At 46.7% G+C, this 14,807-nt stretch carries 9 protein-coding genes; 6 read left to right on the forward strand and 3 right to left on the reverse strand.

Annotation, left to right across the window (positions count from 1 at the left end):
- Window positions 1-16 precede the first annotated feature (16 nt).
- The 5 genes from bamA to NF543_RS21480 all read left to right on the forward strand — a co-directional run bounded on the left by bamA (window position 17) and on the right by NF543_RS21480 (window position 6,198).
- Window positions 17-2,569, forward strand: a complete 2,553-nt coding sequence (gene bamA, locus NF543_RS21460; RefSeq protein WP_257670254.1) for an outer membrane protein assembly factor BamA — start codon at window positions 17-19, stop codon at window positions 2,567-2,569.
- Between the two features lie 79 nt (window positions 2,570-2,648).
- Window positions 2,649-3,185 carry an OmpH/Skp family outer membrane protein gene (locus tag NF543_RS21465; RefSeq protein ID WP_257670293.1) on the forward strand — a complete coding sequence of 179 codons (537 nt, stop codon included), beginning with the start codon at window positions 2,649-2,651 and terminating at the stop codon, window positions 3,183-3,185.
- 126 nt (window positions 3,186-3,311) lie between these two features.
- Window positions 3,312-3,878, forward strand: a complete 567-nt coding sequence (locus NF543_RS21470; RefSeq protein ID WP_257670255.1) for an OmpH/Skp family outer membrane protein — start codon at window positions 3,312-3,314, stop codon at window positions 3,876-3,878.
- Between the two features lie 170 nt (window positions 3,879-4,048).
- Window positions 4,049-5,344: a 4Fe-4S dicluster domain-containing protein gene (locus NF543_RS21475; RefSeq protein WP_257670294.1), complete on the forward strand. Its 1,296-nt coding sequence runs from the start codon at window positions 4,049-4,051 to the stop codon at window positions 5,342-5,344.
- Between the two features lie 59 nt (window positions 5,345-5,403).
- The gene (locus tag NF543_RS21480) at window positions 5,404-6,198 is read left to right on the forward strand and encodes a (Fe-S)-binding protein (RefSeq protein WP_257670256.1); all 795 of its coding nucleotides are present in this window, start codon (window positions 5,404-5,406) and stop codon (window positions 6,196-6,198) included.
- A 15-nt stretch (window positions 6,199-6,213) separates the two neighbouring features.
- Here the strand turns inward: NF543_RS21480 and NF543_RS21485 are convergent, their stop codons facing one another.
- Window positions 6,214-8,181, reverse strand: coding sequence for a sialate O-acetylesterase (locus NF543_RS21485; protein ID WP_257670257.1), 1,968 nt, complete (start codon window positions 8,179-8,181; stop codon window positions 6,214-6,216).
- 124 nt (window positions 8,182-8,305) lie between these two features.
- On the opposite strand from NF543_RS21485, the gene NF543_RS21490 reads away from it, so the two are divergent.
- A complete protein-coding gene (locus tag NF543_RS21490; RefSeq protein ID WP_257670258.1) occupies window positions 8,306-9,403 on the forward strand; it encodes a glycoside hydrolase family 43 protein in 1,098 nt (365 codons plus the stop codon).
- 231 nt (window positions 9,404-9,634) lie between these two features.
- On the opposite strand, the gene NF543_RS21495 is transcribed toward NF543_RS21490, so the two are convergent.
- Window positions 9,635-13,654 (reverse strand): two-component regulator propeller domain-containing protein, encoded by a 4,020-nt coding sequence (locus NF543_RS21495; protein ID WP_257670259.1) that lies wholly within the window; start codon window positions 13,652-13,654, stop codon window positions 9,635-9,637.
- A gap of 284 nt (window positions 13,655-13,938) precedes the next feature.
- On the reverse strand, window positions 13,939-14,586 hold the full coding sequence (locus NF543_RS21500; RefSeq protein ID WP_257670260.1) for a glycosyl hydrolase family 95 catalytic domain-containing protein: 648 nt from the start codon (window positions 14,584-14,586) through the stop codon (window positions 13,939-13,941).
- Window positions 14,587-14,807 lie beyond the last annotated feature (221 nt).

The following is a 14,807-nucleotide window of genomic DNA, read 5'->3' on the forward strand; positions in this document are numbered from 1 at the left end:
GCGATAAATTAGTTAGATGAAGCGGATAATTTTTTTTGCACTTGTTACCCTATTTACAGCACAGGCTGTAATGGCCCAGCAGAACGGTAGACCTATAGGCGATTCAGATGAATTCAGCTACCTCAACCCCCAAAATTACATCATAGGAAGTGTTTCTGTGAGCGGTACGGAATATCTTGACAACGATGTAATCATCACCATCTCCAAATTGGTGGTCGGCCAACGGATAGAGGTGCCAAGCGATGCTACGTCCAACGTGGTGAAAAACTTGATGGACCAAGGCCTTTTTGACGATGTGGAACTCTATGCCGATGCGGTGAGGGAAGATTCCATCTTCTTCAACATCCATGTAGTAGAGCGGCCACGGCTTACCCGCATCGACATTGAAGGGCTGAGTAAAAGCCAAACCGAAGAAGTACGCAAACAGCTGAATGAAAATACGGGTAAAATCGTGAACCAGAATCTCATGAACACTACCCGGAATACCATTACGCGTTTTTTAAGCGAAAAAGGATACCTCTATCCAGAGATCACGATGGCGCCCACCAAAGATTCCGCCCAAGTGAATAATCAGATTTTGATGGTCAATGTAGACCGCAATAGCAAAGTACGCGCCCACCGTATTAATTTTACGGGCAATGAGGAGTTTACACAACCTCAACTCCGCAAGTTCTTCAAGGGCGTGAAGCAACGCACATGGTGGAGAATTACCGGTCCGGGCAAATTCAAGGAAGAAAAGTACAAGGAAGCCAAGGAAAACCTGATCGCCAAAATGCACGCCCGTGGTTATCGCGATGCAGAAATATTGAAAGATACGGTGTATAAATACAACAACCGGAATGTTATCATAGATATCGACCTTTATGAAGGGCCAAAATATTATTTCGGCAACATCGCTTGGCAGGGGAATGCTAAATTTTCGGATTCTATCCTGAATGTTATTTTGGGCATTGAAAAAGGTGAAGTATTTAGCGAGGAAAAACTGATAACCAAATTGATGGGTCCCACGAGGAACAGCGATGATATCTCTTCCTTGTACCTTAATGATGGTTACCTTACCTTCACAGTGGATCCCGTACAAACGAAAATATACAATGATACAATAGACCTGGATTTGCGCATTTATGAGGGTGCTCAATTCACCGTCAACAATATCATACTTAAGGGCAATGACGTAACCAATGACCGCGTGTTGCTACGGTCTATCTACACCAAACCAGGGCAGAAATTCTCCAAAGATCTACTCATGCGAAGTACGCGTGAAATCGCCCAGTTGGGTAACTTTGACGAACAGAAAACCAATCCGGTACCCACTAATCTTAACCACTCCGAGGGAACCGTGGATATTGAATACAATGTGGCCGAAAAACCCTCCGATCAAGTAGAGTTATCCGGTGGTTTTGGTGCCGGTCAGGTAATCGGTACATTAGGGCTCACTTTTAATAATTTCTCCACCCGCAACCTGTTTGACAAAAAAGCGTGGAAACCACTGCCCCGCGGAGACGGACAGAAGCTGAGCATCCGTGGGCAAACTAGTGGCAAACGATATCAGTCATATAGTCTCTCGTTTTCAGAGCCTTGGTTGGGAGGCAAAAAACCTATTTATTTTGGCGTTAGTGCTTTTACATCATCTTCATCTTACGGTGGCTTCGACCCGTATACAGGTAGGCAAGTCGTTGGTGACAGCCAGCTAAACCGAATCTGGATGAACGGGGTTACCGTAAGTTTGGGTAAACGCCTACAATGGCCCGACAACTATTTTCAGATCAATTATTCAGTTGGCGCCCAGCAATACAAGTTGCAGAATTACCCTGGATTCCTTTTTGAAAACGGCACATCTTACAACATCAATCTCACGCAAGAAATCAGTCGTAACTCGGTGGATGCACCGATTTATCCGACGTCGGGTTCGCATATCAAGTTTACCATACAGGTTACCCCTCCTTACTCGTTGTTCAACAACATCAACTACCCTACTGCTCCCGACCATGAACGGTATCGCTGGACGGAATACCACAAATGGAAGTTTGACTCCCAATGGTTTACCCGTATTACAGGCAAACTCGTACTTAAAGCACAGGCCCAATTTGGGTTCTTGGGTTCGTATAGCAGCGTCACCGGGCAATCGGCTTTCGAACGGTTCAAACTCGGAGGGGATGGCATGATGGGATTCGACTTCCTGCAAGGTTCGGAAATCATTGCCATGCGGGGATATGCCAATGGCTTTGTTATCCCAGAAGGTGTCGATGTCAATATTGCCCGCAATTCGGGAAGTCCCATCTACAACAAATACCAATTGGAATTGCGGCATCCGGTGATGTTAAATGACCAAGCTACCGTATTCGTATTGGCCTTTGCCGAAGGAGGTAATACGTGGAACAATTTCCGGGATTTCAATCCATTCAAGGTTCGCCGTTCAGTAGGTGTAGGTGCCCGGATCTTCCTCCCTATCTTTGGATTACTGGGAATTGATTACGGGCATGCGTTTGATCCCATACCGGGTGTACCAAGCAGTCAATGGAAGCAGAATTTCACCTTCAGCATTATGCAACAGATGGGTGGATTTTAATTAATATGGCTTACATTTAAAAAAATGGAATTACTTTTGTAGCAATCTAACATTACCATAATATAATTTGATTATGAACATAAAAAAATTGATAGGCATCATAGCGCTGTCCACCATGGCAGTATCAGCGACCTTTGCTCAACGGTTTGCCTATGTGGATACCGAATATATCCTAAAACATATACCGGAATACATCGCCGCACAAAAGCAATTGGATGCCCTGTCCGTACAATGGCAGGAAGAGGTAGACAACCGTTTTGCAGAAATTGAGAAATTTTACCAGTCGTACCAAGAAGACCAGGTACTGCTTAGTGAAGCGATGCGTAGGAAAAGAGAAGACGAAATCGTGAATAAAGAACGAGAGACAAAAGAATTCCAGCGTCAGAAATTCGGGTTTGAAGGCGACCTCTTCCAAGAGCGAATCAAACTTGTACAACCCATCCAAGACCGCGTGGCACAGGCCATACAAGCCATTGCCACGGATCAAAGTTTGGACATTATACTTGACAAAGGCAGTGAAGTAACGTTTCTTTATGCCAATCCGAAACTGGATAAAAGCAACGATGTGATTAGCCGGTTAGGATATAAGCCCGATCCAGCACTTGCGGAAAACTAATTCATTTCGTATCATTGCAAATTCTTGAAAACAAAAAATATACATATAATTCACAATAATAAACAATCACAAGAAGGGGTATAATAAAATAGGCTCCAACAACAAGTAAAAATCAAAATGAATAGCATGAAAAATTTGTTTAAAGGTGTAGTGGTGGTTGCGGTGCTGTTTTTATCAACCGAATTCGTAAGTGCGCAGCAGAAGATTGGCCATGTCAATTCAAATGACATCATCCAAGCCATGCCTGAATTTAAAACAGCACAGTCTGAATACGAAACACTGGCAAAGACCAAAGAAGGTGAGATACAACAGATGGGTGCCGAATACCAGAAAAAGCTGACGGTAGCGCAGGATTTGCAACGTAACCGGAGCGAGGCCAACAAGGACTCGGTTGACACCAAATTGCAAACATTAACTGTCGAACTACAGGAAATAGAACGCCGCATTAATGAGTCCCAGCGGATGGCGCAAGAGGAAATGGGCAAAAAAGAGGAAGAACTCTTCACTCCTATTTTCCAGAAAGCGAATACCGCCGTACAAAGCTTAGCAAAGGAAAAGGGATATGCGTATGTGTTTGATGTTGCAAATTCTTCAATCCCATATTTTGCAGGTGGCGATGATCTTACAGCGGATGTAAAAACCAAATTGGGCATCACCAATACTACACCAGCTGCCACGCCTACAAACCAGTAGCTTGAATAACAGCTCAAAAAACTTTAAAGCGGAGTGTATAAACAAACACTCCGCTTTTTTTTGTCAAATTTATTTCATTCAATCTACCAAACCTTAAAATCCATCTAAATAAATTATTATGCTTGCATAGTAATTTTAATTCCGTAATTTCGTGGTAAACCTTATGTATGATGGTAAGCCAAGTCATTTTTGGGATTCTGTTGCTCGCTGCTGTGGCATTTGCCTCATACAATGCGCGGAAAATCATCCGCAATATCCGGTTGGGTAGAAATGAACAGCGTGCAAACCAACCTGCAAAGCGTTGGCGTGCGATGCTACTGGTAGCCTTTGGCCAAAAAAAGATGTTCAAGCGGCCTTTCGCTGCACTCCTGCATCTATTCGTTTACCTTGGGTTTTGCATTATCAACATCGAAATGCTCGAAATTGTCATTGATGGCCTCTTTGGTACCCATCGTGCATTTTCGGGTTTGGGCGCCTTCTATGGTTTCCTTATCGCCTCTTTTGAATGGTTGGCGCTTAGTGTGCTGTTAGGATGCGTCATATTCCTAGCCAGGCGCAATATTGTCCATATCAAGCGCTTCTTCGGCACGGAGATGACACCTTGGCCGCGGACCGATGCAAACCTTATCCTCATCGCTGAAATCCTGCTTATGGCCGCTTTCCTTACCATGAATGCAGCTGATCATAAATTGCAACTATTGGGAGCATCGCACTATACGCAAGCTGGGGCATTCCCCGTAAGTTCATGGCTCCTTCCTTTACTGCCCGATGGCATCACACCGCTCATCAACATCGAGCGGTTTAGCTGGTGGTTTCATATCATTGGAGTACTTGTCTTCCTTAATTACCTCCCCTATTCCAAGCATTTGCATATCCTATTGGCATTTCCAAATACCTATTTTTCTAACCTGAAGCCCCAAGGATACTTCAGGAATATGGATAGTGTAACTAATGAAGTCAAAGCCATGCTTGACCCTTCATATACTCCAGAAGCGGTGGATGCACCATCGCGCTTTGGGGCAAAAGATATCCAAGACCTTACTTGGAAAAATCTGTTGGAGGCTTACACCTGCACCGAATGTGGTCGATGTACAGCCGTGTGCCCGGCCAACATCACGGGCAAACTGCTTTCCCCCCGCAAAATCATGATGGATACGCGCGACCGAATGGTGGAAATGGGAGAAAATACAAGAAAGAATAAAGGCTTCCAAGACGATGGCAAATCCTTGCTTGATCATTACATTTCCAGGGAGGAAATCTGGGCATGCACTACCTGCAATGCCTGCGTGGAGGCCTGTCCTGTAAATATCAATCCATTGGAAATCATTGTGGAGTTGAGGCGGTATGCCGTCATGGAAGAATCCCAAGCCGCTGCCAGCCTCAATGCGATGTTTGGCAATATGGAAAATAACGGTGCCCCTTGGAAATATGCACAGGCGGATAGGGCAAACTGGCGGGAAGGATGAATTGAATGGACCAGAGGCCAACTGCTTATTGCTAATTATCAACTAAGTACTAATGACTAATGACTAAGCTAGAGATACCAACGATGGCCGAATTGGCGGCCAAGGGAGAAGCACCGGATATCTTATTTTGGGTAGGTTGTGCCGGTAGTTTTGATGAACGTGCACAGCGCATTACTCGTGATATCTGCAAAATATTACAGCATGTAGGACTGAAGTATGCCATCTTGGGAACAGAAGAGAATTGTACCGGCGACCCGGCAAAACGCGCTGGCAATGAATTCTTGTTTCAGATGCAAGCCACGATGAACATCCAAATCCTTGATGGGTACGAAATCAAAAATATCGTTACCGCATGCCCGCACTGTTTCAACACACTCAAAAATGAATACCCAGATTTAGGAGGGCATTATGAGGTCATCCATCATACGCAACTTATCCAACAACTTATTGATGAGGGCAAACTCAAGGCCGAAGGGGGAGAATCTTTTAAAGGAAGACGTATCACCTACCACGACCCCTGCTACCTAGGCCGGGGCAATGGAGTCTATGAAGCCCCGCGTAAGGCTCTGGAAAGCCTCGATGCCCAATTGGTGGAAATGAAACGCTGCCGAAGCAACGGCCTATGTTGTGGTGCCGGTGGTGGCCAAATGTTCAAGGAACCAGAAAAAGGCAAGAAAGATGTCAACATCGAACGCATCGAAGAAGCCTTGGAAACCCAACCCGAAGTCATCGCAGCAGCCTGTCCCTTTTGCATGACCATGCTGCGCGACGGTATCAAGATCAAGGAAAAGGAACAGGAGGTGCAGGTGTTGGATATCGCTGAAATCACGGCACGTGCTAATGGTTTGACGTGATATGTATCCTTGCCATCAATCCGTCCGAAAAGGCGATGCCGGCAAGCCTTCCTTGTTATAAAGGTTTGCACACTCCGGATTGTCGGCCCACGCGTATCTTACATACAGAGGTGCAGGCACATCGTCATTCCACAACACTACCTTATTTCCTTCAATACGGGTATTTGCCCAGACAAACTGTTTATCAGCACTGGCGATAGCAAAATGGCAAAGTTCACCCCCATTTTCGGCTACCAAGCCGCCTCCAATATGGCTGAAGGTTACGATAATGTGATTGTCTTTCACTTTAGATGATTCATAGATGGGACCGGAATGGACGAGCTGAGAATTTCCGTAAGCCAATTTTTCCGCGGCCAAGGCCATACGTTCACCGACATCCTGTTTATTCAGCGGATGGATATCGTTCCACTCGCCGAGGTCTATGGTTACAGCCATCGCGGTATTGTGCACAGCCAAAGCCCGTAGTTGCTGTTCCCGCAGCGCGGCCCATTGGCTCTCTTCGGGGGGAGAAAAATCTACTTCCATGAAGTTGGGAAGCTGTGCATAAATGAATGGAAGCGCCCCCAACCCCCACTTCTCGCGCCAATCGGCTATCAATGCGGTCATCAGTTCGCCATAGTCGCTTGGATGGTTAGCATTGGTTTCGCCTTGATACCAAAGGAATCCTTTGATCGCATAATCCACGGCCGGAGCTACCATGGTGTTATATAGTCCCGTGGGTTCGTTTTGTGGGTTTACCCGTGGCACATCCCGCGTTGACTTCACGTCGCTTCGGGGAACAGGCTGAACCATCCCCACCTGATATAACCAGTCGCCACGGAGATCAATCGTATCCATGCCATCCGTCAATGAATAATTCTTATCAGGGACGAATCCTCCCTTGCTGGAGGTGTTGGTAACGCGTACAGTGATGACATTCTCGCCTGGTTTAAGCAATCCAGCAGGCACTTCGTAACGTCTTGGAGGATAACGATAGGTTATACCACCGACTTTGACACCATTGATATAGGTCTCGTCGGCATCCACAATGCATCCGAGATATAGTTTTGCGGCTCGACCTGCCATGGTTTCCGGGATATCAATCTCCTTCCTAAACCATAGTACACCATGCAGGTTTCTCGTCCCTTGATCGTCCCAGTAACCCGGCATCCAAAAATGACGCCAGCCCTCAGGCTTAAAATCCGGATCAAACCACGCTACCGTACCTGACGTTCCTTTACCCATAAGCTGCGAGGCTTCCGCGGCCGGTTGTGCTTCACGGGGTGCAATCGACGACTGATAATACGCAGGGTCCTCAAACTGTGCAATGTGGGAAGCGTAGGGTTCAAAATGCTTCAGCCCATTCGCGCTAATCCAGGCCTGTGCCGGTGTGCCACCGACACTGGAGTTAATGATGCCAATCGGCACCCGGTATTTTTCAAAAAGCTGTCTAGCAAAAAAATAGGTGACGCCACCCATTGAAAGGACACGCTCCGGCGTGACGGTCGCCCACTCTCCCAGAGGTAAGTCCTCCTGCGGGTTAAGGATATCAGCGGCGGTAGGTACAAAAAAATTACGGATCGCCGGGTAATCCGCCCCGGCTATATCCTTTGGGTACCGCTCTTTCAAACGTTCCATGGGTAATACCATATTCGACTGTCCGGAACAGAACCAGACATCGCCAACCAGGATATCATGGATAACAAGCCGGTTATTCCCCTCAATTTCCATGTCATAGGGCCCTCCAGCATTCATAGCCGGAAGTTGTAAGTTCCATTTTCCATCCGCATCGGCGATCGCATGATGGGTACTACCGGCAAACATCAGTGTAATGGATTCCTGCGGATCAGCCCATCCCCAGATTTTCAAATCCACCTGTCGTTGTAGCACCATCCCATCACTGATTAGTTGAGGGAGTTTCACGTCAGCGCAGGCAGGCCACACGAGTCCTATCACTAATCCATACATTAGCAAATACTTAATGGCCAAAATTATTTGCGTCATTTTTACACTAATTTAGTTAATTTGTCAGTTGGTCAATAGCAAAAGTAAGGAATTTTATATAGTTTTGCAATCGGTTGCACAACCAACTTAGGCATTTTATAACCGTTTTAATCCTATTTTAATCATGAAAAAAAGTTGCTATCCTCCCGTCTGCACCGTGCTGTTAATCAGCCATACCCTATTGGTAGGTTGTCAAAACCGGCAAACCGAAACAGCTAACACCGATCCCCAATTTTCTGGAGCCATTTCTCAACCGCTCGTATCACATATATACACTGCTGATCCGTCAGCTCATGTATTTGCCGGGAAACTATACATTTATCCTTCGCATGATATCGATGCCGGAACACCCGAAAACGATAATGGCGACCATTTCGACATGCGCGACTATCACGTATTTTCCCTAGACAGCATAGGAGCTGAAGTGACAGACCATGGCGTGGCGTTGAAGCTCGAAGACATCCCATGGGCAGGTCGGCAATTATGGGCACCCGATGCTGCATACAAAAACGGTAAATATTATTTCTATTTTCCAGCCAAAGACAAGCAGGACATCTTTCGTATCGGTGTGGCCATAGCTGACAAGCCTCACGGGCCTTTTGTCGCCGAATCCGAACCCATCAAAGGTAGTTTCAGCATGGATCCCGCGGTCTTTACAGATACGGACGGCACATCGTACCTCTACTTCGGCGGTATCTGGGGTGGCCAACTCCAACGTTGGGCTTCGGGCGAATATGATCCAAACGGTTCAAATTCCGACCTTGGTATAGATAGCCTCCCAGCGCTCACCCCGAAGATGGCACGCCTGACTGATGACATGCTCCAATTTGCCGAAGAAGTAAAGGATATACTCATTCTCGATGAACATGGCCAGCCATTGCTCACTGGTGATCACGACAGGCGTTTTTTCGAGGGCTCGTGGGTGCATAAATATAATGGTACTTATTACTTTTCCTATTCCACGGGCGATACGCATCAACTTGTATACGCAACGGGTGACAACCCTTATGGGCCTTTTACCTATCAAGGGGTCATCATGACCCCGGTCGTTGGGTGGACTACCCATCATTCTATCGTAGCGCATAATGGAACATGGTGGCTCTTCTACCATGACACCCAAATATCGGGCGGGAAAACCCACCTCCGCAATATTAAGGCGACCGAATTGCATTACGGCGATGACGGACACGTTATAACAATAAACCCGTATGGGCAAGAATAGCATGATTTTTCTAACCAGAAATAACCATCAATTCATGTTCTATTATTCCTCCGGCAAAATGGTTGACTATGCAGGTTTTTCCTGCAATTGATTGCGCTGGTCATTATCCGTGCCCATGCTGGAGCTACGGGTGAATTGAAAATCACGGCGAAATCCCCGTGGCTGGCCCCGGCGCAAGCCATGGTAGGCCTGCTGGACCGCTGACCATCACACCCTGTTTAGCGGCACCCTTTATTGGTAATCCGTAGGAGCCACACCATGGAATTGTTTGAATGCCACGGAAAAACTGCCCACATCGGCATATCCCACGGCAAAGGCGACCTCCGATACATTTAAACCCTTTTGGCTGATCAACTCCGCGGCCTGCTTTAACCGGATATCCCGGATCAGGTCACGAGTGGTCAAACTGGTCAATTCCTTCAGTTTACGGTGTAGATGTACCCTGCTGATACCGATTTCGGCGGAAATCATTTCAACGCTTAACCGTGGATTATTCAAATTATTATTGATGATCCGATGTACTTTCTCCAACAATATTTCGTCTGCACTTTTCAGGTTGATTTTGGAAATAAACGCATCCTGCAATCGATGTTCGCGTTCGTTATTCCTTACAATCTCTCTATTCCGGATTAAACTCTTAATATTCTTTTGCAGCACACTGATATTGAACGGTTTGGTAACATAGGCATCTGCTCCGTATTCATACCCTTCCATACAATCCATTTCTTCAGTTTTTGCGGTCAGCAATACAACTGGCACGTGGTTAACCAGTGGACTGCTTTTCAATTTACGGCAAAGCATCATCCCATCCATTCCGGGCATCACCACATCGCTGACCACCAGATCGGGGGCTTCTTTTAGAATACCGCGGTATGCATCCTCACCATTCGCATAGGCAACAACCGCATAATCAGCGGCGAATTCACTTTTCAGGTAATTACGGATTTCGGTATCATCATCCACGATAACAAGCCTTTTCGCTTTCTTCGCCGCAACACCATCGGTTTCGTTGTCCACAGCCAGGGTCCGGACATGGTCGTGGATAATCGATGGGGACTGGTGGGTTTCTCCAGATTGCCTGTGAATAGCACCCGGTATCATCAACACAAACCGGCACCCAATGCCTTCGAGATTTTCCACATGGATGGTACCGTTGTGCAAAGCAACCAACTGTTTAGCTAAATAGAGGCCGATACCTGTTCCCAATCCCTGGTTTCCTCTTTCCGACTGGTAAAAGCACTCGAATATGCTGTCCATCTCTTTTTCGGCAATTTGCGGCCCCGAGTCAGCTACCGAAATCATCAAACATGGCTGGCCCGTATTTTCAGGTTCCTGATTGACGAGATCCAATGCCACGTGAATCGATCCGCCGATAGGTGTAAATTTGCAAGCATTTGACATGATGTTGATCAGTACCTTGTCAAAATTTCTGGGATCAATGTTTGAAAAGACCTTTTCGACACGGTGGTCTATGGCGAAATGTATATGCTTTGCCGCGATTTGCTCTTCGAACAACGAACATATCTCGTCTGTAAACCGGGTCATCTCCACACGTTCAAACTGCAAATTCATCAGCCCCTTTTCAATTTTCCTGATATCCATGAGCTGATTTACCAAATCCAGGATCCGCTGCACATTCCGGTCCATGATGTTGTATAAATGCCTTGGTTCACTTTCACTTTCCCGATCCATGAGTTTTTTCAATGGACTCACGATGAGGGTCAGAGGCGTCCGTATCTCGTGCGCGATATGGATAAAAAACTGCAGCTTCGCCTCATTCATCTCTTCAGCCTGCTGGTGGGCCAGCATCTGCTGCCGGATACGATGGCGATTCCTGATTGTTTTGACAATGAAGAAAGCGAGCCCCAGCGCCACCAACGCATACCCCCATTTGGCCAGGGGCGATTGGAACCATACGGGATGGATAACAATCCGGGCTTCTTTCACATCGGAGTAGGTATCATTAGACCGCGCCCGGATACGCAGCTTATATACGCCTGCTTCCAATTTATCGAACGTTACCCGGTTATTTCCCGGCCTCAGTGCAACCCATTCGTTGTCATTCACGGTATACTGGAACACCACACGTTCGGAATCGGAAAAGTCCATCGTCGAAAACTCCACGCTGAACGAGTTGTCGTGATAGGCCAGGTGAAATTCCTTCGCATGGTTCACCGCCGTATCGACAATGGCACGGTTACCGGATTTCGTCCCTTTCTTCACGGCCTTGTCGTGAATGTAAAAATCGACGATATGTACGGTCAGCTTTTTGTTCTGTACACGGATCTCACTGGGTTTGAAACGGGTGATGCCATTTATGCCGCCGAAATACAGATCGCCATCGCCCGCCGTGAGCGAAACCCGTTGGGTAAACTCATTACCTTGCAACCCATCGCCCGAATAAAAATTCAAAAAACGCTTTTCATCGACTTCCATTTTCGCAATTCCACGATTGGTGCTCACCCAAACATTGCCTTGTTTATCTCCCTCGATGGCGCAGATCACGTTGCTTGGCAAGCCATCATCTACGTCATACGCCGTGATTTGTTTCGTGGCTACATCCAGGTGCATCAATCCTTTGGATGTACCCACCCACAGGTTTCCCTGATTATCATCATACAAGGAATAGACCACCAGCCCCGCCAACAACTTGTTGGTGCCGAGCGGCGTCACGAAGCTCTCCGTTTCCAGGTCCAGGCAAGCCAATCCGTCGTAGGTACCGACATACAATTTGTTATTTCTCGACAGCAAGAGGCAGTTGATCCAACTGTTGGGCAGGTGGTTGCCCATTGGATTCTCCCATATCCCTTCAACGGCATCGAAATGCTTGATTTCGTCCGTCTTTGGGTCAAGACAGAACAGACCTGAACCCATGGAGGCTATCCACAACCGCTGCTGTTCATCTTCTTTGATGCTGAAGATGCGTTGCACGTTGTCGCCACGTTTGTCAACAAGTCCCGTCACGTAAGTGCTTTTACCTGTTTTCCGATCAAATTTGGCCAGTCCATCCAAGTAGGATCCCACCCAAAAGCCGCCTTGGGAATCTTCGAAAATCGTCATGACCGTGGATGGCACCGACGAGCCGCCGTTCCGGCATTTGTAATGTGTGCTCGCCTCACCTCCCGGCATTACGGCATACAATCCGTCGTTGTCGGTCCCCACCCAAATCGTCCCTTTGCTGTCTTCAAAAACTGACATCACACAATTCGAACCGATCAGGTTCTTGCTCGTCGACTTATGGCCGATGTATCCAAAACTGTTTTTATACGGAGGAAGCAGGAACACACCCCTTTGGAAAATACCCATCCAAATGTTGCCTGCGTTGTCTTCCAAGATTGAATTTGCTTTGGATGTGGCAAAATTGAACGCCGATACGTTCAATTCCAGATCCATAACTTCGTCACTCCCCGCATCGTAGTATTTCACCCCGTTCCCGTTCGTAGCGATGTACAACCGGTTCGTCGAGCTGACACGCAAATAGGCCACCGGGAGGTTTGCGTGACCACGATAAGGGATATGGATGAATGAATCGGTAGCGGTATCGTAGCGGTGCAACCCGCTGTTCATACTGCCAACAAATAGGATTCCATACTTGTCTTCACATATACTCGAAATCACATTGTTCTGGACGCGTTTGGACGCGAAATAAGATACAGGTTTTCTATCGCCTAGTTTGAACAGGCCCATGTCTTCGGTCGACACCCAAAGCCGTTCTTCTTTATCTTCAAAAAGCGCTACGACCATGTTCGTCGGAACCGGTATTTCACTTTTCAGGCCATATGGACCATCCTTCCCATCATGCAGTTCAAATAGCCCATGCCCTGAAGTTCCGATGAGCACCTGGCCGTTTTTCCGCTGCAGGATAGCCATCACATGGGCTCCGACCCGGTCGCCATTCTCGTAAATCAATGGAATCTCATGAAATGAGTCGCTCGCAGCATCGTAATACTGCAATCCATTGATATATCCCACATACATGCGTCCATGCCTGTCCTCCGAAAGCACCCAAACAATGTCATTCAACATCGAATTAGGGTCGTGTTTGTTATGCCTATACACCATAAATTTGATGCCATCGAACCTATTCAGGCCATCCTCGGTGGCAATCCAAACATAACCATTCCGATCCTGGTGGAGATCGGACACCATACTGCTCGACAAATCCGAATCCACGGTAAACAATTTCCCCGACTGCGCATATAGGATAGCCGAGTATATCATCGAAAGGAGAAGGAGGACTGGCTTTGACATGATGATTTACAATTTGGTCTTGGAGAGGGCATTATGCTCACCCCTGATTAGCGGATACAAGTTAGCGTTTAAATCCGATAAACGTCAAAAAACCATTAAAAAAGTGGCCCGGCTTCATTATAGTCAACGCAATTCACGAGCACCTACACATCCTTAGGCATATCTCAAATAATCCGGTAACTTTTGCCTCTTTCTGTTTCCAAATCGGCTTCATACACCTTTGGCAAATCCAGGCTTCCCGTTTCAGTTTTATCCACAATCAATGGTTTTTTCACATCAGGTGCTTAGAAGAACCCATTCGGATTGATCGGGTTGGCCACCGATGTGAGTTTCTTATTTCTGATGGGTTCCCGTGTCCTCAGGCGGAGATTGCCCCCCACGTCAGACTTGATTGTCAAATGCACGATTTTTCCTTCCTCCCATGCTAATTCTTCAATGATGAATTCCCCTATAGCCCTAAGCCCACTTACACTACCTTTTGACTTCCAAGCGTCTGGCAAAGCAGGCAATAAGTGCATGGCGCCGTCTTGGCTTTGCACCAGCATGTCAGCTATTCCCGAAGTGCAGCCGAAATTACCATCAATTTGGAAAGGAGGATGGGCATCAAACAAGTTCGGATAGCTTCCACCTCCGTCTTTATTATCGGTAACCGACGTAAGCTGATCCCTGATCAATTTCCACGCGCGATTTCCGCCTAGCATCCTAGCCCACCAATTCACTTTCCAACCCATGCTCCAGTAGGCCCCGTTTAATAGGTGTTCGTATTGTTGGCTCCGCGGAATTTTTCTATCCATTTGCTTCTGCATTAGAAAATCAAATTCATCTTGAGATAGCGTGAAATCACCAACTTGAAGGACAACATTTTCCTTGAATGAAGTACCACAGTTCCACATGCATAGTAGCGCTTTGACGTAGCTATATAATGTTTTCATCTTTCAGTAAAACATAACCTAATGGAGAAGAAGAAGAGCTACCAGAACCAGCGTTCGTTCCGGAAGCCCCATAAGTCTTTCCAAAATCTTTTCTGATAAAAAATAAATATCATGTTCATTCAATTAGTTTGATTAACATTGATTTGCTGAACTAAAGGATGTAATCTCCTCCTCCACCGCAATAGCAGAGTGGATGATTTATACAAAAAAATCGGTTTTTG

Origin of the sequence: Parapedobacter tibetensis (assembly GCF_024704835.1) — a bacterium.
Lineage (GTDB): Bacteria > Bacteroidota > Bacteroidia > Sphingobacteriales > Sphingobacteriaceae > Parapedobacter > Parapedobacter tibetensis.